24 protein-coding genes and 3 tRNA genes are annotated in these 26,479 nt (G+C 69.2%); 4 read left to right on the top strand and 23 right to left on the bottom strand.

Features of this window, described 5'->3' with window-relative positions; translation table 11 throughout:
* Nucleotides 1–27 precede the first annotated feature (27 nt).
* Nucleotides 28–504 (top strand): winged helix-turn-helix transcriptional regulator, encoded by a 477-nt coding sequence (locus tag Q9R08_RS16335; protein WP_308869205.1) that lies wholly within the window; start codon nucleotides 28–30, stop codon nucleotides 502–504.
* Nucleotides 505–550: 46 nt separating this feature from the next.
* Here the strand turns inward: Q9R08_RS16335 and Q9R08_RS16330 are convergent, their stop codons facing one another.
* The 6 genes from Q9R08_RS16330 to Q9R08_RS16305 all read right to left on the bottom strand — a co-directional run bounded on the left by Q9R08_RS16330 (nucleotide 551) and on the right by Q9R08_RS16305 (nucleotide 7,490).
* Complete coding sequence (locus Q9R08_RS16330) at nucleotides 551–1,219, bottom strand: DUF4166 domain-containing protein (protein ID WP_308869204.1); 669 nt, start codon at nucleotides 1,217–1,219, stop codon at nucleotides 551–553.
* A complete protein-coding gene (locus Q9R08_RS16325) occupies nucleotides 1,216–1,842 on the bottom strand; it encodes an SRPBCC family protein (RefSeq protein WP_308869203.1) in 627 nt (208 codons plus the stop codon). Before Q9R08_RS16325 ends, Q9R08_RS16330 begins: the two co-directional genes overlap by 4 nt.
* A gap of 173 nt (nucleotides 1,843–2,015) precedes the next feature.
* Nucleotides 2,016–2,945, bottom strand: a complete 930-nt coding sequence (locus tag Q9R08_RS16320) for a carbohydrate ABC transporter permease (RefSeq protein ID WP_308869202.1) — start codon at nucleotides 2,943–2,945, stop codon at nucleotides 2,016–2,018.
* Nucleotides 2,942–3,901 carry a carbohydrate ABC transporter permease gene (locus Q9R08_RS16315; RefSeq protein WP_308869201.1) on the bottom strand — a complete coding sequence of 320 codons (960 nt, stop codon included), beginning with the start codon at nucleotides 3,899–3,901 and terminating at the stop codon, nucleotides 2,942–2,944. Before Q9R08_RS16315 ends, Q9R08_RS16320 begins: the two co-directional genes overlap by 4 nt.
* Nucleotides 3,902–4,005: 104 nt before the next feature.
* Entirely contained in the window at nucleotides 4,006–5,355 is a 1,350-nt protein-coding gene (locus Q9R08_RS16310; RefSeq protein ID WP_308869200.1) for an ABC transporter substrate-binding protein, read from the bottom strand.
* Between the two features lie 44 nt (nucleotides 5,356–5,399).
* The gene (locus tag Q9R08_RS16305; RefSeq protein ID WP_308869199.1) at nucleotides 5,400–7,490 is read right to left on the bottom strand and encodes a beta-galactosidase; all 2,091 of its coding nucleotides are present in this window, start codon (nucleotides 7,488–7,490) and stop codon (nucleotides 5,400–5,402) included.
* A gap of 113 nt (nucleotides 7,491–7,603) precedes the next feature.
* On the opposite strand from Q9R08_RS16305, the gene Q9R08_RS16300 reads away from it, so the two are divergent.
* On the top strand, nucleotides 7,604–8,641 hold the full coding sequence (locus Q9R08_RS16300; RefSeq protein ID WP_308869198.1) for a LacI family DNA-binding transcriptional regulator: 1,038 nt from the start codon (nucleotides 7,604–7,606) through the stop codon (nucleotides 8,639–8,641).
* 180 nt (nucleotides 8,642–8,821) lie between these two features.
* Here Q9R08_RS16300 and Q9R08_RS16295 read toward each other — a convergent pair.
* The 4 genes from Q9R08_RS16295 to Q9R08_RS16280 form a co-directional block, all read right to left on the bottom strand.
* Nucleotides 8,822–8,895 (bottom strand) — tRNA-Met (locus Q9R08_RS16295).
* A 36-nt stretch (nucleotides 8,896–8,931) separates the two neighbouring features.
* Nucleotides 8,932–9,003, bottom strand: a tRNA-Thr gene (locus Q9R08_RS16290).
* Nucleotides 9,004–9,065: 62 nt separating this feature from the next.
* Nucleotides 9,066–11,051 carry a M23 family metallopeptidase gene (locus Q9R08_RS16285; protein ID WP_308869197.1) on the bottom strand — a complete coding sequence of 662 codons (1,986 nt, stop codon included), beginning with the start codon at nucleotides 11,049–11,051 and terminating at the stop codon, nucleotides 9,066–9,068.
* A 215-nt stretch (nucleotides 11,052–11,266) separates the two neighbouring features.
* Nucleotides 11,267–12,070 (bottom strand): inositol monophosphatase family protein, encoded by an 804-nt coding sequence (locus tag Q9R08_RS16280; protein WP_308869196.1) that lies wholly within the window; start codon nucleotides 12,068–12,070, stop codon nucleotides 11,267–11,269.
* 88 nt (nucleotides 12,071–12,158) lie between these two features.
* Between Q9R08_RS16280 and Q9R08_RS16275 the strand changes: the two genes are divergently transcribed.
* A complete protein-coding gene (locus Q9R08_RS16275) occupies nucleotides 12,159–13,745 on the top strand; it encodes a phytoene desaturase family protein (RefSeq protein WP_308869195.1) in 1,587 nt (528 codons plus the stop codon).
* Nucleotides 13,746–13,779: 34 nt separating this feature from the next.
* Here Q9R08_RS16275 and Q9R08_RS16270 read toward each other — a convergent pair whose 3' ends face one another.
* The 12 genes from Q9R08_RS16270 to Q9R08_RS16215 form a co-directional block, all read right to left on the bottom strand.
* Nucleotides 13,780–14,802: a hypothetical protein gene (locus Q9R08_RS16270; RefSeq protein WP_308869194.1), complete on the bottom strand. Its 1,023-nt coding sequence runs from the start codon at nucleotides 14,800–14,802 to the stop codon at nucleotides 13,780–13,782.
* A gap of 141 nt (nucleotides 14,803–14,943) precedes the next feature.
* Complete coding sequence (locus Q9R08_RS16265) at nucleotides 14,944–15,501, bottom strand: YbaK/EbsC family protein (RefSeq protein WP_308869193.1); 558 nt, start codon at nucleotides 15,499–15,501, stop codon at nucleotides 14,944–14,946.
* 58 nt (nucleotides 15,502–15,559) lie between these two features.
* A tRNA-Tyr gene (locus tag Q9R08_RS16260) sits at nucleotides 15,560–15,644 on the bottom strand.
* 123 nt (nucleotides 15,645–15,767) lie between these two features.
* Nucleotides 15,768–16,679, bottom strand: a complete 912-nt coding sequence (locus Q9R08_RS16255) for a PfkB family carbohydrate kinase (protein ID WP_308869192.1) — start codon at nucleotides 16,677–16,679, stop codon at nucleotides 15,768–15,770.
* The gene (locus Q9R08_RS16250) at nucleotides 16,676–17,176 is read right to left on the bottom strand and encodes an FBP domain-containing protein (RefSeq protein ID WP_308869191.1); all 501 of its coding nucleotides are present in this window, start codon (nucleotides 17,174–17,176) and stop codon (nucleotides 16,676–16,678) included. Before Q9R08_RS16250 ends, Q9R08_RS16255 begins: the two co-directional genes overlap by 4 nt.
* A gap of 94 nt (nucleotides 17,177–17,270) precedes the next feature.
* The gene (locus Q9R08_RS16245) at nucleotides 17,271–18,182 is read right to left on the bottom strand and encodes a bile acid:sodium symporter family protein (RefSeq protein WP_308869190.1); all 912 of its coding nucleotides are present in this window, start codon (nucleotides 18,180–18,182) and stop codon (nucleotides 17,271–17,273) included.
* 79 nt (nucleotides 18,183–18,261) lie between these two features.
* Nucleotides 18,262–19,050, bottom strand: coding sequence for a hypothetical protein (locus tag Q9R08_RS16240; protein ID WP_308869189.1), 789 nt, complete (start codon nucleotides 19,048–19,050; stop codon nucleotides 18,262–18,264).
* Complete coding sequence (locus tag Q9R08_RS16235; protein WP_308869188.1) at nucleotides 19,047–21,026, bottom strand: glycoside hydrolase family 13 protein; 1,980 nt, start codon at nucleotides 21,024–21,026, stop codon at nucleotides 19,047–19,049. Before Q9R08_RS16235 ends, Q9R08_RS16240 begins: the two co-directional genes overlap by 4 nt.
* Nucleotides 21,027–21,179: 153 nt before the next feature.
* A complete protein-coding gene (locus tag Q9R08_RS16230; RefSeq protein ID WP_308869187.1) occupies nucleotides 21,180–21,368 on the bottom strand; it encodes a hypothetical protein in 189 nt (62 codons plus the stop codon).
* Between the two features lie 3 nt (nucleotides 21,369–21,371).
* Nucleotides 21,372–22,328, bottom strand: a complete 957-nt coding sequence (locus Q9R08_RS16225) for a sugar ABC transporter permease (RefSeq protein ID WP_418001369.1) — start codon at nucleotides 22,326–22,328, stop codon at nucleotides 21,372–21,374.
* Nucleotides 22,329–22,407: 79 nt separating this feature from the next.
* Nucleotides 22,408–24,027, bottom strand: a complete 1,620-nt coding sequence (locus Q9R08_RS16220) for an ABC transporter permease subunit (RefSeq protein WP_308869185.1) — start codon at nucleotides 24,025–24,027, stop codon at nucleotides 22,408–22,410.
* A gap of 79 nt (nucleotides 24,028–24,106) precedes the next feature.
* Nucleotides 24,107–25,354 carry a sugar ABC transporter substrate-binding protein gene (locus tag Q9R08_RS16215; protein WP_308869184.1) on the bottom strand — a complete coding sequence of 416 codons (1,248 nt, stop codon included), beginning with the start codon at nucleotides 25,352–25,354 and terminating at the stop codon, nucleotides 24,107–24,109.
* A 269-nt stretch (nucleotides 25,355–25,623) separates the two neighbouring features.
* On the opposite strand from Q9R08_RS16215, the gene Q9R08_RS16210 reads away from it, so the two are divergent.
* Nucleotides 25,624–26,112 carry a YajQ family cyclic di-GMP-binding protein gene (locus Q9R08_RS16210; protein ID WP_308869183.1) on the top strand — a complete coding sequence of 163 codons (489 nt, stop codon included), beginning with the start codon at nucleotides 25,624–25,626 and terminating at the stop codon, nucleotides 26,110–26,112.
* Between the two features lie 25 nt (nucleotides 26,113–26,137).
* Here Q9R08_RS16210 and Q9R08_RS16205 read toward each other — a convergent pair whose 3' ends face one another.
* Nucleotides 26,138–26,353, bottom strand: a complete 216-nt coding sequence (locus tag Q9R08_RS16205; protein WP_308869182.1) for a three-helix bundle dimerization domain-containing protein — start codon at nucleotides 26,351–26,353, stop codon at nucleotides 26,138–26,140.
* Between the last annotated feature and the right edge of the window lie 126 nt (nucleotides 26,354–26,479).

The raw sequence follows: 26,479 nt of genomic DNA, 5'->3' as shown, positions 1-26,479 counted from the left end.
GCATCACGCAAGTGTTAGATTCGTCGCATGCTGGGCAAGACGTACGACTCACAGGTGTGCTCCATCGCACGGTCGCTGGAACTCGTCGGAGAGCGGTGGAGCCTGCTGATCATCCGCGACGCGCTGTTCGCCGGGGTGACGAGGTTCAGCGACTTCCAGCACAATCTCGGGATAGCGACGAACGTGCTCACGTCGCGTCTGGAGTCCTTCGTAGCGAGCGGCATCATGGACCGCCGCGGCGCAGCCGAGTATGTGCTCACGCCGAAGGGCCACGCGCTGGCGGTCGCCCTCATCGCCCTCACCGAATGGGGCGACGAATGGGCCTCGCCGATCGACCCGCCGATCCTGTACCGGCATGCCGTCTGCGACGGAGAAGTGCACGCGGTCGCGGCCTGCGAGACATGCGGCACGGTACCGGCCGGTGAGATCGGCATCCGCATCGGTCCCGGGATGCCGCCGGAATACCTCGCCGCACGGCGCGGCGGATCACGCGCGACCGCGTGACACGCGGCGGGAAGTGCACCGGTGCGCGACGAGGTGCCCGCGCGTCTCAGACCCGGGCTTCGTGCCGGAGCGGTTTGAGCCGTTCCGGCGCGTCGGTGGCCGGCATCCACTCGCACTCGAAGCTGCCGCGGTAGCCGAACAGGAACCCGAACCAGGAGTTGTGGACTTCGAGGTCGACGTGGAACCGCTGGTCGGCGTCATCGAAGTACTCGCGCAGTCGCGCACGTCCGCTGAAAAGCATCGGGAACCGGAAGCCGATCGGGCCCTCGTAGAACCGCTGGTCACCCGATGCGAGCAGCAGCCCGCCGTCCTCGTCCACGCTCAGCTGCAGATCGACCGCGAGGTGCTGGTGCGTGCCCAGGTAGTCCACGATCCGGTGCTGGTCGAGGATCATCGTGGCGTCGAATCTGCGCCGCTGGGAGCCGATCCGGTACTCGCGCACGAAGGTGACGGTCTCGCGGCCGAGCGGGTCGCGGTAGGGATAGTTCTCGATGACGAACGGAACGTCGGCACCGATGTCGGGGATCAGGATGTTCCGCAGACGCCCGATCTGCAGGAACGGGATGGTCCACCACGGCCCGCGCCGGATGGTCGTCATCACTCCCCTGCCGACGCACGCCTCCGCGGAGTCGAGACCGACGCTGAACCGTCGCTTCATCATGGGATGCAGGCGGTGGAAGTCGTCGCCGAGCGCCCGCTCGAAGATGGAGGTCATGCGGGTGCTCCGGGGTCGGGCAGAGCGGCCAGGGTCACCGGCGCGTTCTGCAGATGGTCCGCGCGGCGCCGACCGGACGCGGGCGCGCGGCGGCAGCGGCCGGCGCGAGGTCGATCCGGTCGCCACCACCACAGCACGCTCCACAGCGGCCATCGCTCCGGAGGGACCCCGGTCTCGAGCCAGATGCGCAGCCGGTCGAAGCTCCAGGCCGTGGCCCAGCCCAGGACGGGGCGGACGACGACGTCCAGCACTCCCCACCCCGGGGTGTAGTCGTAGCCGGTGAGGAAGGCGAGCCCGCCGTCATGCGGGACGTAGCGCCAGTACCCGCGCCCCTCGCGGATCGGCGACAGCGGATCGTGGGTGTGGAACCGCAGTGCAGAGGTGCGCGCACCGTCCGCGCGCTGCTTCTCGCCGATGCTCACACCGGTGCCGCTGATGCAGTGGAACGGCACACGCCGCTCGTACGAGAAGGCCGTGGCACCGGCATCCGTCAGTCCCGTCGGAATGATCCGCGTGAACCGCACATCCCACCGGACGTGCTGCTCCGGGTCCTGCGTGGCCGCCCACACCGCCTCGAGGTCGGCGGCGATCGTCGTCTCCACGTAGATGCCGCTGCGCCTCACACGTCGACGTTACGACACCGCAGGCGCGCTCCCCGACATGCCCGCCCCGGACGCCGGTGTCGAGCGCATCGATGCGAGCTGCTGCGGTCGAACACGCGACCGCGCCGTGACCGATCACGGTGACCGTCGCGCGTTCCTGTCGACGCGCAGGGACGGCATCGCGCGCGCCGCGTTCACCCCTTGACGCTTCCCGTAGCGAGACCGGACTGCCAGTACCGCTGCAGAAAGAGGAAGGCGACGATCAAGGGCAGGATCGAGACGAAGGACCCCGTGATCACAGTGGAGAACAGGGCCTGTGTGCCTCCGCCGGCCGATGCCGCCGCCTGGAGCTGTGCGAGACCGACGGTGATCGGGTACAGGTCGGAGGTGTTGAGCATGATGAGCGGGAGGAAGTAGTTGTTCCACGTCGCGACGAGGGAGAACAGGAAGACCGTGACCAGCCCCGGCCCGAGCATCCTCAGGCTCACCTGCCAGAAGGTGCGGAACTCCCCCGCGCCGTCGACCCGCGCGGCCTCGATGAGGGTGTCTGGGATGGCGTCGGCGGCGTAGACCCGCATGAGGTACACCCCGAACGGACTCACCAGCGACGGGATGATCACCGCCCACGGCGTGTCCGTGAGCCCCGCCTGCGAGAACAGGAGGTAGGTGGGCAGCGCCAGGGCTGTCAGCGGGATCATGATCGCGCCGAGCGTGGAGCTGAACAGCACCTTCTTGCCGGGGAAGTCGTATTTCGCGAAGGCGTACCCCGCCATAGCGGAAAGCACGGTGGCACCGAAGGCCGCGACCGTGGCGTAGACGACGGTGTTCAGCAGCCATCGGACGAACAGTCCGCCGCGAATCGTGAACAGCGTCTGCAGGTTCTCCCAGAGGGAGAGCTCTGGCCCGAACCACAGCCCGAAGGTCGAGAACAGTGCCGAGTTGTCCTTGGTCGCGGAGACGAACAGCCACCACAGCGGCAGGACGAAGTACAGCACGCACAGCCACAGCACGATGGTGAGGGGAAGGCTGCGTCGTCGTTCCGGTGCGAAATGGCGGGTCGCCCCGCGTCGCCCGCTGCGGGTTGCACGGCCCGTCACGATCGTGCGGGTCTCGGTGGCGGTCATGCGAGCCCCCTCCGCTCGCGCCGGGCGCTTCGCTCCGTGCCCAGCTGCACGAAGTACGAGAGCACGGCGATCACGAGCCCGAGAAGGAACGCGATGGCGGCGGCGTAGTTGAGCTCCTGATTGATGAACGCCAGGTTGTACGCGTAGTAGTTCGGCGTGAAGGAGTTGGTGATCGCGTCGGGTGCGATCGAGTTGAGCAGGCTCGGCTCGGCGAAGAGCTGGAACGTGCCGATGACCGAGAAGATCACGGTCAGCAGGATCGCCGGGCGGATCGCGGGGATCTTGACGCTCCACGCGAGACGGAACTGGCCGGCACCATCGATCTCGGCCGCCTCGTACAGCTCGCCGGGGATGGACCGCAGCGCCGCGTACATGATGATCATGTTGTAGCCGACGAACTCCCACGTGACGATGTTCATCATCGAACCGAGGATGTTCTCCGGCGACAGGAAATCGGGCGTGCCGAATCCGATGGCGCGCGCCATCTGCGCGATCGGACCGAAGTCGGGACCGTACAGGTAGCCCCACATCAGGGTGGCCACAACGGCGGGAACGGCGTAGGGCATGAAGATGAGAAGCCGGATGCCCTTCGACCCGCGAGCGCGCGCGGTGTCGAGCGCGAGCGCGAAGAACAGAGACAGGCCGAGCATGATCGGCACCTGGACGACGAAGAACAGTGCCACCCGGCCGAGGCTCGCGAGGAACTGCGAGTCGGTCAGCGCGCGGACGTAGTTGGCCAGGCCGGCGAACACGTCGCCGCCGATGAGCTTGCTCTCGAACAGGCTGAGGTAGCCCGCGTAGACCAAGGGGATCACGAGCATCGTGATGAACACGATGAAGAACGGCAAGAGGAAGAGGTACGCGGCTCGATACTGCTTCCGCTTGGCGGGGCTGACGCGCCGCTTCGGCGCGGACTGTGCGGGACGCGCGGCAGGCAGCGCTGTTGCGTTGGCCACGGGGTCTCCTTTCGATGGATGCGGCGGGCCGGCGTCGAACGCCGTTCACCGACTCGGTGCCGTTCGGAGGCGGCGCCCGCCGCGCACGGCGGGCGCCGCCGACCTCACTCGACGGTGAAGCCCTGGTCCTCTGCGTACGAGACGAGCTGGTCCTGCCAGGTGTCGAGGGCGGCGCCGATGTCGCCCTTGGCCGCGATCACCGTGCCCATGGTCTCTTCGTACGTGGAGTAGACGTAGTCCATGAACGGCAGCCACTGGAACTCGGTGTCGACGGTCTGCGAGATCTCGGCGAACAGCTCGTTCACCTTCTGCCCCCCGTAGAACTCCGACTCCTGGTCGACGAACGCCGGATCCTCGAGCACCGACACCTGCGGCGGGAACAGGAACTGCTCCGTCGCCAGCTTCATCGACGACTCCGCATCGGTGTTGATGAACTTGGCCAGCTCGTACGCGGCGATCGGGTTCTCGCTGGAGGCGAGGACCGCGTCGGACGAACCGCCCCAGTTGCCCGAGACCTGATCGCCGTCCGACCACTGCGGCAGCGGTGCCGCACGCCATAGGCCCGAGGTGTCGGCCGCCGTGCCCTGGAGGAAGATCGGTCCCCAGGCCGCGGTGAGCCAGCCGGCGTACTTGCCGCTGGCGAGGCCCTGGTACCAGGTGTCGTTGAAGTCCACGTCGGTGGAGATCAGATCGGCCTGGATGAGCTCGGTCCAGTAGTCGGCGACCTTCTTCGCCTCGTTGCTGTTGACGTCGATCGAGACGGTCTCCTGTCCGTCATAGCCGAACGGCTTGATGCCCGCCTGCCAGAAGAATCCGATCATCTGGCCGGCCTGCGTGGCGCCGAGGTTGGAGATGTACGAGCCGGTCGTGTCCTTGACTGCCTGGGCGGCGACGGCGTACTCGTCCCACGTGGCGGGCGGCTCGGTGATCCCTGCCGCGTTGAGGATGTCCTCGCGGTAGAGGTTGCCCATCGGGCCGACGTCCTGCGGGATCGCCCACACCTCGTCGCCGGGAGAGACCTGATTCCACGCCCAGCCGACGAACTCGTCCGAGAGGTCGTCACCGCCGTAGGGTGCGAGGTCCAGAAGTGACTCGGGGAGGACGAACGAAGGGATGTACTGGTACTCGATCTGCGCGACGTCCGGAGCGCCCTCGCCCGCCTCGATCGCGCTGCGGAGCTTCTGGTAGTGGGGCAGCCCTTGGCCGACGTTCTCGACCTTCACCTTGATGTCCGGGTACTTCGCCTCGAAGAGATCGACTTCGTTCTGGATGTCGGGGACCCAGGTCCAGAACGTGAGCTCCGTCGGTGTGCTCATCGCCTCGTCGATCTGGTCCTGTGTGATCGGTCCCTGCGCGGCGCCGTCATCCCCGCCCGGGGCGCACCCGGTGAGGAGCACCGCGACCGTGGCCGCGCCGACGGTCAGCGTCGCTGCTGTTCTGCGTGCCTTCTTCATGATTGCTCTTTCTTCTCGGTGGGATCGAGAGATCCCCTGGGTGCTCACCTTCCGACGAGGCAGCGTGTGGACCACGCCGGAAGGGAGATCTCGGTGCCTGCCGTCAGCGGCTCCGTCGTGACGGCGTCCTCCAGGTCGACGCGGGGAGTGAACGCCTGCGCTTCGCCGCTCCAGTTGAAGACGAACCACACGCGCCGGCCGTCGGGGAGCGAGCCCGAGCTCACGGTGACGGGGAGCGCGCGCGCCCTCACGATCGCGTCGGCATGGAGGGTCGGCGCGGCCCAGCGCAGGATGTCGGCAGCCAGAGCGGCAGAGGGGACGGTGCCGACGACGGTGATCCGCCCGTCGCCATGCTCCTGCGAGGTGACCGCGGCGAAGTCGCCGAAGCGCGGATGCTCGTATCGCACGAGGGTGTCGGCGCCGCTCGGGAGGAGGCCGTCTGCCCACAGCGTCGCCGTCGCACCCTCGGACAGCGTCAGGCCGGCGTCCGACGAGACGTGCAGCGGCTCCTGAAGGTTGGAGAATTCCTCGTAGCTGACGCCGGCGGCATCCGACAGCATTGCCGGCGCGACAGCCACCCGGGCGCGAGCCTCCTCGTCGCCGTAGGCGGTGCGGATGCCGACGATCAGGTGGCCGCCGGCGGCTGCATACTCGCGCAGGAGCTCGAGGTGGTCATCGGTGGCGACGTACAGGCCGGCAGCGATGAGGACGGGGAACCGTGCAGCCAGTTCCTTCGCACCCCACGAGAGCGCCTGATCGGGGTGCAGGACGCGCGCCTGCGCACCGCTGTCGATGACGCCGCGATGGTAGGCGTCGAAGATCCGGGTGTAGGACGCCCGATCCGGCTCCCCCGTTGCGGTGGGGAACGTCGGGAAGAACTCCAGCGCGAAGCGCGAGTCGTTCGACCAGAGGAGCGCGATGTCGGCGTCCGGTTCGTATCCGTCGAGCAGATCGCCGATCGCCGCGAGGTCCGCACCGACCTCCGCGAGCTCACGGTAGACCCGTCCCGGCTGGAGGCTGTGAGGGAGTATGCCTCCCCAGTACGTCTCGGTGCCGTACGGAAGCGAATGCCAGTGCCAGTACTCGATCATCGCCGCACCGCGTGAGACGAAGGCGAACGCCGCCTGGGCCAGCTGGCCGGGATAGGGCGGCATGTTGAAGTCCGAGCCGCCGATGGACTGCGCGTCGGTCTCGGTGACGAGGAACCTGCGCTGGTTGGAGGAGAACAGCCGGTCCGCCTGGCGGAACAGCGAGGCGACCCCGCTGGTCGTCCACGGCGTGATCGGGGCCAGATCCTTCGTCGCGTCCAGGTGGTCCTGCATCGCGTAGTACGGGTTCCCCGCCGTGATGTCGAGCGATCGGACGAGCTTCTCGTCATCCAATCCCGGACGCGGGTAGGCGATGCAGGTCGTCACGAATTGCTCGGGCGTCGCGTACTCGCGCACGATGTCGGCCTGCCAGGCGATGAACTCGCTCGTGAGCTCCGCCTGGTATCGGCGCCAGGCCAGGTCGTACTGCGGCAGTGAGTTGCCATCCGGCGTCCACAGATCGGACCAGTCGGACAGCCGGTGCGACCAGTACGTGAGGCCCCACTCGCGATTGATCGTGTCGACGTCGCCGTATTTCGCGGCGAGTCGCCGCACGAACCGCCGGAACGTGCCGCGGTTGTGGAAGAGCACCATGCCGGGCTCGTTGTCGACCTGGAAGCCGATCACCGCGGGATGTGCGGCGTACCTGCCTACGACGGCCCGGATGACGCGCTCCGCGTGGAAGCGGAAGGCGGGGTGCGAGTAGTCGACCTCCTGTCGCGCGCCCCAGGGCATCGGCCTGCCGGTGCCGACCTCGGCGGCGATCTCGGGGTAGGCGCTCTGCAGCCACGGCGGGACTGCGTAGGTCGGGGTGCCGAGGACGACCGCGATGCCGCGTGCGTGTGCACCGTCGAGCACCGGCTGCAGCCATTCCAGATCGAACTCGCCGTCACGCGGCTCCCACGTCGACCACACCGACTCACCGACACGGATGACGGTGAAGCCTGCGGCCTTCATCAGGTCCAGATCCAATTCGACGCGATCCGACTGGTGGTACTCCGCGTAGTACGCGGCGCCGAAGAGGATGCCGGATCGGGCGAGCTGCATGTGGGACTCCGTTGTCGTGAGGTAGCTGCATGTTTTCGGAAACATGGGTGCCGGGTCAGTATGTTTCCGATAACATCGCGATGTCAAGCGACAATCGAGGAACCGTGACTGAAGTGACCGAACCGCAACCTCCGACGCCCGCCGCGTCGGGGCGGGCAGCGACGATCTACGACGTCGCTCTGGTCGCCGGCGTCTCGCACCAGACGGTCAGCCGATTCCTGACCGGCTTCCCGGGCATCCGTCCCGAGACCAGAGCCCGCGTGGAGGCAGCGCTCGTCGAGCTCGACTACCAGCCGAATCTCTCCGCCCGGAGTCTCAAGTCGGGGCGCCCGCACCGGATCGGCGCCCTCGTGCACGACGAGACGGAGACCGGCCCCAGCCTCACCGCGCACGGCGCGACGATGGAAGCGCGGGAGTCGGGCTACCTGCTCGACCTGATCTCTCTGGACGCCCACGACCGCGACTCGATCGAGAAGACGCTCGCGTTGATCGGGCCGAACTCTTTGGCCGGAGTTCTCGCCCTCGCGTCGACGGATGAGATGGTCCGCGCCTTCGACGCCGCCCGCTTCACCACGCCTGCCTTCGTCCACACCGAGGCCGACGACACCCGTCTGGCCAAGACCGACGTATCCCGCGTCGGCATCCCTGCCCTCATCGCCCACCTGCGCGACCTCGGCCACCGCCGGGTCGCCCATGTGAGCGGCCCGGCGAACTGGTCTTCCGGCCGCAACCGGGCGCGCGCCTTCGCAGCGGCGGTCGACGAACTCGGTCTCGCCCATGCCGGCGAGCTGCCCGGTGACTGGTCGGCACGGTCCGGCTTCGAGGCCTTAGCAGGCCTCGAGGCTCTCCCCGACGCGACCGCCTATGTGGTCGCCAACGACCAGATGGCGATCGGCACCATCCTCGCCCTGAAGAGACGAGGCCTGCGCGTGCCGGGCGACGTCAGCGTCGTCGGCATCGACGACCTTCCCGAGTCGGCGTACATCGATCCGCCGCTGACGACGCTGCGAGTCGACCACGCGGCGCGAGGGCGAGAGGCGGTCGCCTCTCTCATCGGGCAGATCGAAGGGGTTGCTCCCCGGCCCGTGCACATCGAGATACCGCACGTGGTCGTGCGCGAGTCGTCCGGCCCCGCCCCAGCCCATCGCTGAAAGGCACTCCGTAGGAGCCGGTGGCCGGCGAACCGACCGCACGCAAGGCGCCGCCTTCCGCCGGCTGGGGCCAGAAGTCATGGAAACCAGGCAGACATTCGATCAAGCGATGACCGAGCCCTGACGCCGCCGGTGCACGAAGAAAGCCCCGGAGAATCGGCGAGATTCCGGGGCTGTCCGTAGCAGGAGCGGGGCTTGAACCCGCGACCTCACGATTATGAGTCGTGCGCTCTCACCAACTGAGCTACCCTGCCGCACGGCATCCGTGGTGAATAGAGATGGATGCTGCGAGCCCCGAGTCAGGATTGAACTGACGACCCCTTCCTTACCATGGAAGTGCTCTGCCACTGAGCTATCGGGGCGTGCTGCCTGCGAGCAGGCAACTAGAAGAGGATACCAGAGGCGCGGCATCCTTCCGAACCGGTCAGCCCACTGTGTGGGTGCCGTCGGTGTACTCCTGGAGCCACGGCCAGGGGTCGATCGCGGTGGTGCCGTTCTTGAGGATCTCGAAGTGCGTGTGGGCGCCGTAGGAGCGTCCGGTGTTGCCGGTGTGGCCGATCACGGTGCCGACCGTGACGTGCTGACCGGGGGTGACCTCCAGCGACCCGTACTGCATGTGCGCGTAGTGGCTCGAGAAGAGCTGACCGTCGATGACGTGGTCGATGATCACGTGCACGCCGTAGGCGCCGCCGGCCTCCGATGCGACGCGCACCGTGCCGTCTGCGATGGCCTGCACGGGCGCGCCGTTGCCCGGCGTGAAGTCGATGCCCTCGTGCATGCGACCCGAGCGCATGCCGAACCCGTACGACATCGTCACGCCGACCGCGAAGGGCCACTGGACGTTCGAGTTCGGGTTGTTGTGGAAAAGATTCGAGAAGTTCTTGATGCCGGCCTCGGACGCCAGCTGCGCGGTCGTCGTGGTCGTGTAGTTCTCGGTGCGCTGGAGCGTGTCGTTCTGGGCGTCGCCGGGCGCGACGTACGCCTGGATCTCGGCCTCGTCGATCACCGGCGCCGTGTTGTCGCCCACGGCGACGACCGACAGCGACGCGTCGGTCCCGTTGACCGCGGCGACGGCCTCGGCCGGCGTCGTCATGCCGACGGCCATGAGACCGACGATGCCGAAGACGCCCACCGAGAACGACGCGGTCGCGACGCGCTTGAAGGCGGCACCGCGGCGGGCCGGCGAGCGGCGGGGTGCGGTGTGCCGGGCGGGCTCGGCGTCGGTCTCGGGCTCTGCCTCGCCGGCAGGTGCGGCGTTCTGGACGGGAGTCTCGCCGGTGAAGGCGAACAGGCGCGAGGCGGCCTCGAACTCGTCGACATCGGATGCCGTGGGCTGCGGAATAGGACCGGTGAGGGGTCCGACACGCTCGGGGCGGGGGTCGGCGTTCACCTGCGCTGTCGACGTCGGCGTCTCGGCCGGCTTCGACTCGGGCGCGGCGGTCTGCCGTGGGGCGGTGTCAGGGGCGCCGGCGGCCGGCTGAACGGTGGGGGTCTGCGAAGCGGCAGCTGCCCGGCGTGCCCGCGGCGCGGGCTGCGCCTGCGCTTCGGCAGCGGAGGGCTGGGGCTCTGCGACGAGCGACTCGGCCGCGCCCGGCGCAGAGGCGGGCTGGAGGGCGCCGGTCTCGACGAGCGGAGCCGCCGACGCGATCGTGGCGGCCGCTTCGGCGGCGAGGATCTTCGCGAGGCTGTCGGCCGCCCACGTGGAAGCGGTGTCGGCGGCGGGCGCGTCATCGACGGGCTCGGTCGAAGCGACGGCTCCGACGGCGGGCTCGAGAAGCTCGAACGGCTCGGCGGCGACGAGGACGGTGTCCAGCAGCGGCGCCGGCTCCTCCCGCGTCGGCAGCTCGGCCTCGAAGGCGGCGGCCGGGCGCTCCGGCGCGGCGGGAGTCTCAGGGGCGATCGGCGGCACGGCTGGAACGGGCTGCTCGCCGGTCTGGGCGCGCCGGGTGCGGCGGCTGACGTGCTCCACCGTTGCCACCGGCGGAACGGCGGATGCCGCGGCACGAGCCCGAATGCGAGGAGCGACCGGTTCGACGACCGGGCCTGAGGCCACGGGGAGATCGACCGACGAGGGTGCCGGCGCCACGGGCGCAGGGGTCGCTGCGACCGGCGGCAGGACGGGCGCCGCAGCGGCAGGAGCATCGATCCCCGACAGAGTCGGGCGCGGTGCCGGGATGTCGGACGCCGGTGTCACGGAAGCGGGAGCCTGAGGCTTCACCGCGGCCGGAGCTGCGGCATCCGCTCGCTTGGCCCCGACAGGACGGCCCCACACGACCGCGGGACGCTCGGGAGCGCTTCCCGCCGCCTGCCGCCGCACCGTGGCGCGACCCGTCCCCGGGGTCTCCGGCGTCGCCTGGACAGGCGTCGGGGAGGTACGGCTGGATCGGCGCGTGGGCGCAGGCTCAGCCATGGGGGAGTCGAAAGGCAAAGCGGAGTCGGGCTCTCGTGTCGTGCCGCGAGGGGGGGTGCACGCAGCAGGGCTGTCGGTCGGGCTATGACCACCTCCGCCGATTCGGGCAGCGAAGGTAACGATCGGGTAAACACTACCCCGGGCGTGCTGGGAATGCCATGTAAGACTCGGATTTCATGACGCGCACTTCGTGAAAATTCGATGAGACGTCTGTCTCACACCAGCCCCGCCGCCTCGGCGAGGCGGTCGAAGATCGCCGGCGTCGCGGCGACCACGAGCGGTCCCCGCGGACCACCGTCGGGTTCGGCACGGCCGAACCGCCCGCCCGCTTCGGTCACCAGCAGGGCGCCGGCGGCGAGGTCCCACGGCGAGAGGCCGCGCTCGAAGTACCCGTCCAGGCGGCCCGCGGCGACGTACGACAGATCGAGCGACGCGGCACCGGCACGGCGGAGGTCCCGGGCCATCTCCGGCATCACCCGTCCGATCAGCTCGAGATCGCCGGGGCGGGTCGCGGGGTCGTATCCGAAGCCCGTCGCGAGCAGTGCGCCTGCCGGCCCGACCTCGGGGTTGACGGCGATCCGGTTCACGCCGAGCCACGCGCCTTCGCCGCGCACCGCGTGGAAGACCTCTCCGCTGACCGGTGCGTACACGACACCCGCCAGCGCGTCCCACTCGTTGGGGGTCGGCTCGCCTCGGACGGCGGCGATGCTGACCGCATAGGTCGGGATGCCGTACGCGTAGTTGACGGTGCCGTCGATGGGATCGACGACCCATGTCACGTCGCTGGCCCCGCGCTCGGCTCCGGTCTCCTCGCCGAGGAAGCCGTCGTCGGGCCGCGCCGCCTTCAGTCGCGTGCGGATGAGCGCCTCGACCTCGCGATCCGCCTCGGTGACGATGTCGGCCAGCGCCGACTTGGTCGCCGCGATCGCCACGCCGGCGTCACGACGCGTCCGCGCCAGCTCCCCGGCTTCGCGGGCGATGTCGATGGCAAGGGATCCGAGATCGTGCTCGAGGCTCATGCCTCAACGGTATCCGCCGGCGCCGCGCGCCCCGGCGAACGAGGGGCGACGCTCGCGTGACGACGAGGCGCCTCGATAGCGTGTGCGCATGCCCGCCCACTCCCCCGTCTACGACGTCGCCATCGTCGGCGGCGGCCACAACGCCCTCGTCGCGGCCGCGTACCTCGCCCGCGCCGGACGCACCGTCGTCGTGCTCGAGCGGCTCGATCATGTCGGCGGCGCGGCGGTGTCGGAAGAGCCGTGGCCGGGCGTCGCGGCACGCCTGTCGCGGTACTCGTACCTCGTGAGCCTGCTGCCGCAGCGCATCATCGACGACCTGGGGCTCGGCATCCGTCTCCTCCGCCGCCGCTACTCGTCGTACACGCCGGATCCCCAAGACCCTTCGCGCGGCATTCTCGTCGACACAGCGGATGCCGCGGCCACCGACGACGCCTTCGCCCGCGTGACCGGCGGCACCGGTGAGGCGGCGCGCTTCGCGTCGTTCTCGGAGCGGATGGGACCTGTTGCGCGGTTGATCTTCCCGTCGATGACCGAGCCGTTGCGCCGAGCCGGTGACATGCGCGCCGCGCTCGGCGACGACCGGCTCTGGGAGGAGCTGTTCGAGCGCCCGCTGGGCGGACTGCTGCGCTCCTCCCTGGACACCGACATCGCCCGCGGCATCGCGCTCACCGATGGGCTCATCGGCACGTTCGCGTCGGCCGACGACGAGAGCCTGCGGCAGAACCGCTGCTTCCTGTACCACGTCATCGGCGGCGGCACCGGCGACTGGGATGTCCCGGTCGGCGGCATGGGTCGTGTGACATCCGAGCTGTCGCGCGCGGCGACCGAGGCGGGTGCCGACCTGCGCACGGGTGCGGAGGTCGTCTCACTGACGCCCGACGGAGAGGTCACCCTCGCCGACGGCGCCACCGTGCACGCCCGATTGGTGATGGGCGGCGTCGGCCCTGCCGTGCTCGCCGGGCTGCTCGCCGCGGGCGGCGCCGGCCCGGCGCGGGTAGACACCGCACCGCCGGAGGGGGCGCAGCTCAAGGTCAACATGCTGCTGCGGCGCCTTCCCCGCCTCCGCGACGAGCGGGTGGCTCCCGAGGCCGCGTTCGCCGGCACCTTCCACGTCAACGAGACGATGTCGCAGCTCGACCGCGCGTACGCCACCGCTCTGTCAGGCGGTATCCCCGACCCGTTGCCGGCGGAGATCTACTGCCATTCGCTGACAGACCCGTCGATCCTCGGACCGCAGCTGCGCGCCGCGGGTGCACACACCCTGACGCTCTTCGGCCTGCAGGTGCCGCATCGGCTGCTCGAAGGCCGGGATCCGGATGCCGCGCGCACGGCGCTCCTCGATGCGGCTCAGCGCTCGCTCGAGACTGTTCTCGCCGAGCCCGTCGCCGACTGCGTGTACGAGGCGCCGGACGGCTCGGCATGCGTCGAGGCACGGACGACGGCCGACCTGGAGGAATCTCTGGGCATGATCGGCGGCGACATCTTCCACGGGCCGCTGTCGTGGCCGTGGGCCGACGACGAAGACGCGCTGGCCACGCCCGCCGAGCGCTGGGGCGTCGCCACCGAGCACGCGAACGTGCTGGTGTGCGGTTCGGGCGCGCGCCGCGGCGGCGCCGTCAGCGGGCTCGGCGGGCACAACGCGGCGATGGCCGCGCTCGAGCTCCTCGCGGGCTGAGCTTCGCCCTGCGCGGCTCGCCGGCGGGCTTCGCTCAGGCGCGCGGGGGCAGCGGAGGCGGCGGCGGGTACCCCTCGTAGCCGGGCGTCGTGGTGGGCTGCGCAGGCGCAGCAGGCTGCGACGGCGCGGCGGGATGCGACGGCGCGGGCGCCGCCGGGGCCGCCTGCGACTCCACGGGGGCGGCCGGCTCGATCGCCGTGAAGACGTGGGCGCCGGGTGACGGGTATCCGGTGTAGTACGCGTTCCAGTCGGGCGATCCGTCGGGGAGCATCGGCAGCGGCGTCACGGCGTCGACGTACGTCGGCCACGGGAGCAGCTCCTGCGCGGCCGGTGCCGCGGTGGCGGCGAGCGCGGCGTGCGGGGCCGGCGGTGCGAGCGCGGTGTGCGCGACGTGGGTGCGCGGCTTCTTGGGCGCGAACAGCACGTTGACGAGCGGCACGAGGGCCGTGCCGAGCGCGGCGAGGATCGCGACGGCCACGACGATGCGCCAGTAGATGGCGGCGAGGAAGAGCCACTCCCCGAAGGCGAGCGGGATGATCAGCAGTGCGGCCAGCGCGACGACGAGCGAGATGGTGATGACCGCGACGGTGCGGGTGAAGGGCGTGTCGTAGCGCTGGAAGGCTTTGAGGTAGTACCGCACGTGCAGCAGTACCAGCTGCAGGATGAGCACGATGAGCAGGAACTGGATGAACCGCGAGAATCCGAGCCAGGGGTAGCGCTCCGGCATCCAGATCATGATGGCGCCGAGCAGGAGCGCCACGATCCACGACCCCATGCTCGCCAGCGCGAACCACGCGGGGCGCGTCGGCGCCAGGTGCGCGTCGAGGATCGCGACGCCGGCGAAGCCCGCCAGGAGAAGGATCGTCAGGAACGCCCGGCCGATGATGTCGTTCTGAGAGCCCAGCAGCACCCAGAGCACGCACACGACGGCGGCCGCGATGAGAGCCCCGATCGCCACCCAGACGGCGGCGCGCAGCAGCGACGAGCGGGAGCTGTCGGCGTGCGGGGCCTGATCCATCGCCGGGGTGGGCGTCGCATACGGGTCGGGCGCGGTCATGGCGTTCCTCTCGTGACGCGGGCGGAGTGCCTGCACGCCCATCCTGACACGCCGCACGGCACCGCGTGGATGCCGATCGCGCCCTGCGCAGGCGAAGCCTTGGACGGGTGCGGATCCGGATGCCTCACGCCGTGGCGTGCCTCACCCCGTGGCGCGCCCGAGGCCCTCGACCAGTTCGGCGCCGGGCAGCGCCAGGAGGGCACGGCCCGGCAGGAACAGCTTGCTGCCGCGCACTCCCCCGCCGATGACCACCTCGGGCGCGGCGGCGACCGCCGCGTCGACGAAGATCGGCCAGTCGGCCGGAAGCCCGATGGGAGTGATGCCGCCGTACTCCATACCGGTCAGCGCGACCGCCTTGTCCACGGGGGCAAACGACGCGCTCCGCACGTCCAGGCGCCGCCGAACGACGCCGTTCACGTCGGCTCGTGTGGTGGCGAGCACCACGCAGGCGGCGAACCGCACCTCTCCGCCGCGCTTGCCCTTCACGACGACGCAGTTGGCGGAGGCCTCCGCCGCCACGCCGTACCGCTCGCAGAATGCCGCGGTGTCGGCGAGCGCCGCGTCGATGGCTGCCACGCCGACTGTCTCGGCGTTCTCGGGATCCAGCCGCGCAAGCCCGTCGGCGACGACCGCACTGAGGAGTTCAGGACGCCGCGTCGCGGCCTCCGCGGTGAGCGTTCCGGTGGCGGTCCAGGTCATGGCCATCAGGTTACCGAGCCGGAAACCACGAAGCGCCCCACGAGGGGGCGCTTGCAAGTGGTGGCGAGTGAGGGATTCGAACCCCCGAAGTCTAAGACGGCTGATTTACAGTCAGATCCCTTTGGCCGCTTGGGTAACTCGCCAGGTGCGCACCCGTCCGACTTTTCCAGACGACCGGAGGCGCGATCCACAATCTTACGCGTAGATGCGCGAGGTCAGAAATCCGCACGGCAGACGATTCGAGGACGCCTCGGGATTGCGGCGATTCACGTGCCGATATGGTCCATGTCGAGCCCACTGAGCGCGCTCGGGGTGCGCAGCAGCGCCCCTTCGAACCGGCACGTGGCGGCAGCGGCATCCATCGCCGACTGCAGCACCGCCGCCCACGCCTCGGCGTCTGCCGGTGTGCTCTCGACGAGTGCGGCGACGGTCGCGGCGAACGCGGCGTCGCCGGCGCCCATGGTGTCGACGATGCGGCCCGGAAGGTTGGAGATCGGCCGCGTCACAACGACGTCGCCCGCCTCGATGGTGGCGCCGGCCGCACCCTCCGTGGCGAGCACGGCGCGAGCGCCGAGGTCGATGAGCCGGGCGCGCAGCGCATCGAGGCGATCGCCGTACAGCAGGGCCGCGTCATCCTCGCCGACTTTGACGAGAGCGGCACCCGCCGCCAGCTGCTCGAAGCCCCGCACGAACTCCGCCTTGTCACGGAGCATGCCGGTCCGCGGGTTGGGGTCGACGGCGACCGAGGCGCCCGACTCCCCGATCGCGTCGGCCAGCTCCGCAGCCTGCTCGGCGTCGTCGAACGCGACGCAGCTCACGACCACGAAGTCGGCTTCCGCGAATGCCCGCCGTTCGGCGTCGCCGAACCTGATGCGACGTTGCTGTGCCGCCTCGTTGAACTCGTACACGGGCTCGCCGCCGCCCGAGCGGGTGCTGACAGCGCGCGCCGTCCCGATGAGGGAAGGCGTCGCGATGAGTTCGACGCCGAAGTCGGCGAGGTATCGCCGCACGCGCGAGGCGGGCTCGTCGTCGCCCAGCATCGCGACGAGGGTCGCGGGCACCCCGAGCTGCGCGAGCCCGACGGCGACGTTCAATGCGGCCCCGCCGACGAACTCGCGCACGCCGTGATCGTCGCGCAGCTCATCGATCAGCGCGTCGCCCACCACGACCACGGTCATCGCGCGACGCCTGCCGTCTCGAGCACGCGGCCCACGAAGGCCTCGGTGCGTCGCCGGGTGCCGTCGATCTTGCGATCGACGCTCGCGCGCACCTCGTTCGGGGCGAGCGGCGCCGCCAGCCGGACGTTCTCATGGCACGACAGGTCGGCGCAGATGTACGTGCCGACGCTGTCGCCGTGCACGCCGGCCTCGCCGGCCTTGCGCGCCGTGTACATCACCACCTGATCTGCCGGCTGCATGGTGTGGCAGAGGTTGCAGAGCGCCGCGCGGGCGTGCGACGACCCCTCGGCCCCGCGCAGGACGATGCCCGCCGGCTCGCCGTCGATCTCGGCGACGAGGTAGCCGCGGCCGCGGGTCCGCGGGTCGCGCCACGCCAGGAAATCGAGGTGATCCCAGTCGGTGAGCATGAAGTCGGCAGGCAGGGTCACGAGCCGCAGCTCGTCCGACGATGCGTTCACGAACGACGAACGCACGTCCTCCTCGGTCAGTGGGCGCATGGCACCTCCTCGCCCGCCCAGTCTACGAACGACGGATGCCTCCGCCACCCCGCGTGCGCGCACACGGGTGGGCAGAGGCATCCGTCCGCATGGTTCAGGCGGAGGCGGCGGGAGTTGCGGTGTCGTCGACCGGATCGGACGCCGAGTCGCCGTCTGCTCGCGATCGGTCACGGATGAGGAACCCGAACGCGAACGCGATGAAGAACATGAGCACGCCGTACACCGCGGCGGGCAGCGAGAGCTCCACTGAGCCCAGCACCGTCTGCGCGATGACGATCGCGAGCGTGGCGTTGTGGATGCCGATCTCGAACGACGATGCGATCGACTGCCGTTTGCCGACCTTCGCCAGACGCGGGGCGAAGTAGCCGATCGTGAGGCTGATGAGGCAGAACACGATCGTGATGAGCGAAAGGCGGCCGAAGTTCTCGAGGAGGAGGGCCCAGTTCTGCACGACGGCCCCGACGATGACGATGACGAGGATGACGACCGACGCGATGCGCACCGGCTTGTTCATCGCCGTCGCGAAGCGCGGCCAGTAGCGCCGTACGATCATGCCGAGCGCGACCGGGAGCAGCACGATCGCGAACACCTCGATCGTCTTCGCCCACTGCAGACCGAGCTGGTCGTCGAACGGGTTGAAGTAGAGGATCGCCAGGTTCGTGATGAGCGGGAGCGTGAACACGGCGATCACCGAGTTCACGGCCGTGAGCGAGATGTTCAGGGCCACATCGCCTCGGAACAGGTGACTGTACAGATTGGCGGTGGTTCCGCCCGGAGATGCGGCGAGCATCATCATGCCGACCGCCAGCACGGGCGGCAGCTGGAACGCCAGCACGAGACCGAAGCAGATGAGCGGCAGCAGGACAAGCTGGCACAGCAGCGCGACGATCACCGCCTTCGGCTGTTTGAGGACGCGGGAGAAGTCGCCGGGAGTGAGGCTCATGCCGAGCCCGAACATGATGATGCCGAGGGCTACGGGCAGCCCGATAGTGGTCAACGCTGACATGGCACTCAGTGTGCAGGATGCTGCGACCGCGTGTCACGGAAAGTCCACAGGCCGCCGCTGCGACCTGTGGACCCGTGACTCAGCTCCAGCCCAGCCGCACTGCCACGACGTCGGCCGCGCGCGACGGGAACTCGTCCCAGCCCGGCTCGAGGATCTCGCGGGTGAGCCGGTACAGCTCGTACGCCGACTCCTCGATCGGCAGGTCGAGCGACGCGGCGATGTGGGCGCCCCAGACCGGGAAGTCCCCCTCGAAGCGTCGCATCGGATCGTTCGCGTCGCGGAGGGGCGTGGATGCTGCGGCGAAGCGTCCGCGGATCGCCTGTACCAGCAGCTGCACCGCCCACTGCCGGATGAACGCGTTGCCGTTGAGCAGCTCGCCGCGCCGCACGCGACCGACCCCGATCAGCAGCTTCACGAGCACGAGGCGCACGTCGTTTGCCGGATCGAATCGGTCACCCTCGGCGGCACGCGCCCGCGATTCGGCGAGCAGCGTCGCCGTCGTGCCCGCCGCGTCGTCGACGACCACTGTGGCGTCGCCGGCACGCGCACCCGCGAGCTCGGCCGCATCCGAGAACGCGAACTCGAACACGTGAGCGTCGTCGTAGACGGCGACGAAGCCGATCTCCCCCTCCCGCGCGGTCAGAACGAGGCGATCCTGGTCCGGCAGCCACGACAGGTCGGGGCGCAGCTCGGCGCCGCGGCCGCTCGCCGTCACCGCGAAGAAGTCGTGATCCGACCACTCGTCGCGCCGCTTCCGGGCCTCGTCCGAGGCGGAGCCCAGCAGCACGAGCCCGACGAGCCCGTCACGCTCGCGCACGGCGGTCGCCAGTCCCGCCGTGAGCTGCTCGAACCGCTCCGGCGTCGTCACGCCGAGGCCACCTGCTCGGCCGGCGTCAGCTGCGCCGACGACGCCACGCCGCGTGAGACCTCGTCCGCACGCTCGCCGGCAGCCGGCAGCGGGGCGGGGACGACCACACCGGCGAGCCGCCAGACCGCGAACACGGGGCCGTCCGCCGACAGCAGCACCGCGCCGTCCTCGGCGACGGCGAGCGTCGCGTCCCCGAAGACCGCCTCTGCCGCCGCTGCGCCGGGCAGCGCGCCGGCCGGGAGCTCGGCATCCGCCCCTGCCTTCGAGGCCAGCACGAGCAGCGTCTCGTCCGCGGACTCGCGCGTGAACACGACGGAGTCGTCGTCGACATGGACCCAGCGCAGACCGCCGGTCGACAGCGTGGGGTGCGCGCGCCGCAGCGCGATGAGCTCGCGGTAGACGGCGAGGCGCTCGGCGACGTCCGGCTGAGTCTCGGTGCCCCACGGGATCGGCGTGCGGCTGTCTTCGCCCTCGGCGCCGACCAGGCCGAACTCGTCGCCGGCGAACACGACCGGGAGGCCGGGAAGCGTCACCATGAGGCCGACCGCGACCGGGATCGTGCCTGGGCCGGCGTTCGTCGCGAAGCGGCCGGTGTCGTGGGTGTCGAGCGGCTGCATGTTGCCCAGCCGCACCCGCCACGGGATGCTCGCGGTGAATCTGACGACGGCGTCGACGAACTGCCGCGCGGTGTACCGCGGGATGCCGCCGATCGGCTGGCCGAAGAACCACGGCTCGGTGCGCTCGACGCCCTCCGCCGTGAGGAACGGCGTGCCCGTCGGCTCGGAGAGCCATCCCCACAGCGGACGCGTGAACGACGGGTACGTCATGGCGCCGTGCCAGCCGTCGCCCTGCAGGTCGCTCGCCGCGTCGTTCGTCGACTCGCCGAGCAGGATGGTGTCGGCGTTGATCTCGATCATGGTGCGGCGCAGCAGCTGCCGCACCTCGGCGTTGAGGTCGACGTCGCCGAGCCGGCCGGTCATGTTGGCGACGTCGATGCGCCAGCCGTCGGCCGAGTACGGCGGCTTCAACCACTTCGCGACGACCGAGTCGGGTCCCTCGATGAAGCGCCGGCGCAGCTCCTGCGAGGCCCAGTTGAACTTGGGCAGAGTGGGCGTGCCCAGCCACGACACGTACTCGGTGTTGGCGTCGTCGGTGAAGTAGTAGAACTCCTCCTCGGGCGCGCCGGGGTGACCGAGGGCCGCCTGGAACCACTCGTGCCGATCGCCCGAATGATTGCTGGTGAGATCTCCGATGACACGGATGCCGCGGGCGTGGGCTGCCTCGATCAGGCGGATGTACGCCTGATCGCCGCCCAGCAGCGGGTCGACGCTGTGGAAGCTCGACGCGTCGTACCGGTGGTTGGACGCGGCGGGGAAGATCGGCGTCAGGTAGAGGAGGTTGACGCCGAGCGAGACCAGGTGGTCGAGCTTCTCGATCACGCCGTCGAGGTCGCCGCCGTAGAACTGCTGCGAACGGCCCGGCATCACCGGGTCGACCGGGGTGTCCCAGCTCGCCGCGATCGCCCACTCCGGCGTCGGGTGCTCATCGGCCTGCGCGGAGCGCGCGAAGCGGTCGGGGAAGACCTGGTACATCACCGCGTCGGCGAGCCACGCCGGCGGTGAGGGGTACGCGACCAGGGCGAAGTCCTCGGCATCCAGCGTCTCGAGCTGGTGCAGCCCGGTCTGGTTGAGCCACTCCACGCGACGGTCGTCGTGCACCAGCAGCCAGCGGTAGCCGTGACGCGGGTTGCGCACCGTGACCGGTGCCTCCCACCAGTCCCAGCCGTCGACCGTGCCGAGGAGTGCGGCATCGGTCCACTCCGGCTCGTGGTCGGGATTCGAACGCGTGCGGACGGCGGCGAGGGGGCCGTAGCCGGCCGGCACGCGCAACCGCACGGTGACGACGTCGCCGAGCTGCGGGGCGAGATCTGACACGTACAGGGGCGAGCCGTCGTGATGCGGGGTCAGGGTCGTCATGCTGTTGCCTTTCCAAAGACAGGCGGCGCGGCGCCGCCGAATGCGAGTTCGGTTCGACGTGGTTGCACAGCCGCGGCCATGACAGAGCCCATGTGTTGTTGTTCAGTTGTGCCCGTCCCGATCTTGGCACGCAGCGGGACGGGGGCTGAGCCCTCAGCGCCGCGAACCCGCATGGATCGCAGCCGCCTCGAGCGGGCCGAGTTCGAACCGGGCGACGCCGGCGTCGACGATGTAGGCCGCGCCGCGGCATCCGCTCGAGATGACGGGTTCGCGCCCGCCGGTGATCGCGTCGCCCGCGACGAGCAGGCCCCGGCGGGTGCCGGGGCGACCGAGCCGCGGCATCCGCTACTTCACGCTGCCCGCGGTGAGCCCCCCGACGATGTAGCGCTGCAGCGCGAGGAACAGCGCGACCGGGAGGATGGCGGCCAGAACCGCACCCGCGGCGAACAGGCTCCAGTTCTTGGAGAACTCGTCGGAGATGAACTTGTACAGCCCGACCGCGAGCGTCTGCTTCTCGGGGTCGATGAGGATGATGCTCGCGATCACGAACTCGCTCGACGTGCCGATGAACGACAGGAGGCCGACGACCGCCAGGATCGGCGCCACCAGGCGCAGGATGATCGTGAAGAAGATGCGCGCGTGACCGGCGCCGTCGATCTTCGCGGCCTCGTCGATCGATGCCGGGATGGTGTTGAAGAACCCGTACATGAGGTAGGTGTTCACACCGAGCGCGCCGCCCAGGTACACCATGATCAGGCCGATCTGGGTGTTGAGGCCGATCGCAGGGAAGATGTCGCTGATCTGCACCATCAGGAGGAAGATCGCGACCATCGCGAGCATCTGCGGGAACATCTGGACGACGAGCAGCGTCGTGAGACCGAAGCGGCGCCCGGTGAACCGCATGCGCGAGAACGCGTAGGCGGCGAGCGCACCGAGGATCACGGTGCCGGCGGCAGTGATGAGCCCGATCATCAGTGTGTTGACGAACCAGGCCCCGTACGGATGGGTCTCGGACTGGAAGAGGTCCACGTAGCTCTCGATACTGACGTTCGAGAACAGGCCGTTGGCCGTGAGCAGCGTGCCGCCCGGGTTGAGCGACGCCGACAGCACGTACAGCAGCGGGAAAATCGCGAAGACGGCCACGACGACGCCGACGATGTGGCGCCAGCCCGTCTCGCGGAAGTACTTCTTGAACTTCCGGCGCGGCAGGGGTGCCTCGCCGCGGACGCCGGCGGCGGCGTGGGAGTCCGCGCCGGCAGCGGCGTGGGCGTCGAACCCTTCCAGCGCGGTCGGCGCAGCCATGAGCGCTTCCGCGCGCCCGACGCTCTCACCGAAGCCCTCGAGCGTCGACTTCTTGCCTGAGGCGTTGTTCTCGCTCATGTCAGTTCAGCTCCTCGAGGGCCTTGGTCCGTCGGAAGGCGATCACCGAGATCGTCGCCACGAGCAGGAAGATGATGATCGAGAACGCACTCGCCAGGCCGTAGTCGGCCTTCGACCCGACGAACGCCACCTTGTAGACCATCGTGATGAGGATGTCGGTGGCGCCGACGTTGACATCGGCGGTCACGTCGCGGGGGCCACCGCCGGTCAGCATGTAGATCAGCGTGAAGTTGTTGAAGTTGTAGGCGAACGACGCGATCAGCAGCGGGGCGACCGCGACGAAGAGCAGCGGCAGCTTGATGCTGCGGAAGATCTGCCAGGCGCTCGCGCCGTCGACCTTCGCCGCCTCTTGCACGTCGTCCGGGATCGACTGCAGTGCGCCCGTGCAGATCAGGAACATGTACGGGAAGCCGAGCCACAGATTCACCAGCAGGATGCTGAACTTCGCCAGCCACTCGTTGGTGAGCCACGGGATGTCGGCCCCACCGAAGAGCACGACGTTGATGAAGCCGAACTCCTGGTTCATCATGCCCGCCCACACCAGCGCCGAGAGGAAGCCCGGGAACGCGTACGGGAGGATCATGAGCAGCCGGTAGTACTTCTTGGACTTCATGCGCGGGTCGTTGAAGACGATCGCGAGGAAGAGCCCCAGCGCGAAGCAGGTGAAGACCGAGAAGAAGGCGAAGACGAAGGTCCACACCAGCACCGAGAGGAACGGCGCCCGGATCGACTCCTCGGTGAAGGCCCTCACGAAGTTGTCGAATCCGACGGTGATCTGCCAGCCCGGCATGAGCTCGGTGCCGTCCGGCGCGGTGAAGGCGCCCGTGCCGATGTCGCTGTAGACCGTGCCGGTCCGGGTGTCGGTCATGGTTCCGGCGGCCTCGTCGTACTCGAGGCTGGAGAGGTAGACGTAGGCGACCGAGCCGTCGGGCGTGCGCAGCGAGCCGTCGTTCGGGTCGTCGCTGAGGGGCACCGCCATGTCGGCGATCGCCTCCTGGTTCGCGACGATCTGCGAGAAGTTGAGGGTGTTGTAACCCGGCACTGCGACAGCCTTGCCGCCGTCCATCTCCGCGTCGTCGACGGGCTCGAGCGGGCGCTCCACGCCGCCGATCTCGACGTCGCCGTCAGGGTCGGTGACGAGGAACGAGAACTCGCCGAGCTGCTCGACGATCGTGAGCTCGTACTCGGGCGAGTCGGGGACGCGCTCCTGCGCCGACAGCATGAGCGCGTTGACCGCGCTCTCCTTCGAACCGTTGTGGCCGGTGCCGTAGTTCGTGAAGGCGATGTACGCCGTGTAACCGGCGACGAAGATCTGGAAGATCAGCAGGAAGATGAGCCCGGGGATGAGGTATTTGGCGGGCAGGTTGCCGCGGCCGAAGTACACCCAGTTGGCGACGCCGGTGACGACCACCACCGCGATCGCGGCGACCCACTGGTCACTCTGGAACAGGACCAGCGCGGCGTACACGGCGATGGCATCGATGAGACCGAGGGCGACGACCTTGAAGATCATCAGCTTCCAGCCGGCGCCTGCCGCCTCCGCGATACGGGCGGCGCGCTTCGACTTCTTGCTCGGGGGTGTCTCGACCGCTGCGTCGCGGTCAATGGTCGGCGTCGTCATCGGCTCTTCTTTCCGGAACTGCGGGAATGCGGTGCCGGGGCGGCGTCCACGCGGACGCCGCCCCGAACGTGCCTGCTGCTTACTGGATGGCGGCCTGGATGTCGGACGACATCTTGTTCCACAGGTCGACCGGCGAGCCGCCGGTGCCGTTGATGATGGCCGTCTCGGTGACGCCCCAGTACTCCCACACAGAGCCCATCTCCGGGATGCTCGGCATCGGGACCGCGTCAGCGCCCACGGCGCCGAAGCCAGCGGTGATCGGGTCGCCGGCCACAGCCGCGTCGTACGCCGCGGTCAGCGCGGGAGTGCGACCGCCGACCTCGTAGAGCGCGGTCTGGACCTCTTCGCTGCCGATGTAGTTCACGAGGAACTCGGTGGCTGCGAGCGAGTTCTCGCTCTCGGAGCTCAGGAAGAAGCCCTGCACGCCGGCGAACGGCTGAGCGGCCTGGCCGCCGGCCGAGGGGATCGGGTCGACGGCGAGGTTGAGGCCTGCCTCTTCCGCGGCCGGCACGTTCCACGGGCCGGTGAGGTAGAACGGCGCCTTGCCGGCGACGAAGTTCTCGCGAGCGAGGTCGCCCGAGATGTTCGAGTTGAAGACACCGGTGCCCGTCGCGCCCTGCGAGCCGAGCCACGTGGCGAACGCCTGGCCACCTTCGTTGCCGATCTGCAGGTCGTCGGCGTTGTAGCTGCCGTCGGCGTTCGTGCCGAAGACGGGGGCGCCGAACGAGGTCTGGAACGGGTACAGGTGATACGGGTCGGCAGCCTCAGGGTCGAGACCGACGAGGAACTTGTACTCGGTGCCGGCCGCCGTGCCCTTGGCGATCATGTCGTCGTACGACGTGGGCGCCTCGGGAGCGAGGTCGGTGTTGCGCAGCAGCGCGATGTTCTCGATCGCGTACGGAACGCCGTAAACCTTGCCGTCGTAGCTCCAGGCGTCGATCGCGACCTTCTCGTAGTCGGATGCCGCGTCGCCGAGCTCGACCGGGGCAACCACGCCGTTGGTGACGAGCGTGCCCAGCCAGTCGTGGGCGCCCACCGCGATGTCCGGGCCCTTGCCCGTCGGAACCTGCTGCACGAACTGGTCGCGGATCTCGCCGAACTCCTTCTGGACCAGCTTGACCTTCACGCCGGTGTCAGCGGTGAAGTCCTTCGCCGCATCCTCGAGCACTGCGGCACGGTCGGCGTCGACCCAGACCGTGATCTCGCCTGCCGACTCGCTGTCGTCGCCCGAGTTCGAGTCGCCTCCGCTTGCGCAGCCGACGAGGGTCAGCGCGGAAACAGCGGCGATCGCGCCGAAAGCCGCGATGCTCCTCTTGTTCACCTTCATTGGTGGGTGCCTCTCTTGAGTGCTGGTGTAGTGCCGACCTTCGCCGTGGCAGAAGACCGTGTGTGTGCTCGCAAAACTGCAAGCGCTTACATTCTGCATGACGCCACGGGAACAGGCAACACGACCAGCCCTAATCGATATCTCGCCGTGACATTCCAGCCTCATGGAACCGCTTGCACAGATGGCCTCGCGAACACGCGCCGCCCGCGACGACGGCGGCGGCATCCGTCCCCTCGGCGTTGGCCCGCACCCGCCGATAGACTCCCGCCATGGCAGATTCCTCGTTCGACATCGTCAGCAAGGTCGACCACCAGGAGGCGGAGAACGCCCTCAACCAGGCGCGCAAAGAGATCGAGCAGCGCTACGACTTCAAGGGCACCGGCGCCTCCGTCGAGTGGAGCGGCGAGTCGGTGCTCATCAAGGCCAGCACCGAGGAGCGCGCGAAGGCCGTCCTCGACGTCTTCCAGTCGAAGCTCATCAAGCGCGGCATCTCACTGAAGAGCCTGGAGTCCGGGGAGCCCTTCGCCAGCGGCAAGGAGTACCGGATCGTCTCGACGATCAAGGACGGCATCTCGTCGGAGAACGCGAAGAAGATCTCGAAGATCATCCGCGACGAAGGCCCCAAGGGCGTCAAGTCGCAGATCCAGGGCGATGAGCTGCGCGTGCAGTCGAAGTCCCGCGACGACCTGCAGGAGGTGCAGCGCCTGCTGAAGGCGTCCGACCTCGACGTCGACCTCCAGTTCGTCAACTACCGATAGCACCAGCCCCTGAACTGGGGTGAGTTCAGACCTCCGACCGCCGCTCCTGCTTGATGCGCTTCTTGACCTCGCGCTCGGCGAGCACGGGGACGAAGTCGCGCACCTTGGCATCGGTCAACTCCGCACGCACGGCATCGACGATCTCGCTTGTCCGCTCCGCCGGGAAGTCTGGATACTTCCGCGTCATCCGCTCCACGATTTCGCGGAATGCACTGTTCTCGTCGATTCCCTTTTCGGCCACGGGTCCTCCTCGGTTGCGGGTCGGAGCATCGTACCGAGCGTAGGTGTCCTGTTCGAGACGGGTCGAGTGGCAAATCGGCCGTCGGCTGAACGAAGATCGGCCGTCAGAATGGGATCACGAGAAACG

This window comes from Microbacterium psychrotolerans (genome assembly GCF_031085295.1).
Taxonomy (GTDB): domain Bacteria; phylum Actinomycetota; class Actinomycetes; order Actinomycetales; family Microbacteriaceae; genus Microbacterium; species Microbacterium psychrotolerans.
This window is presented reverse-complemented; position numbering and strand designations above follow the sequence as displayed.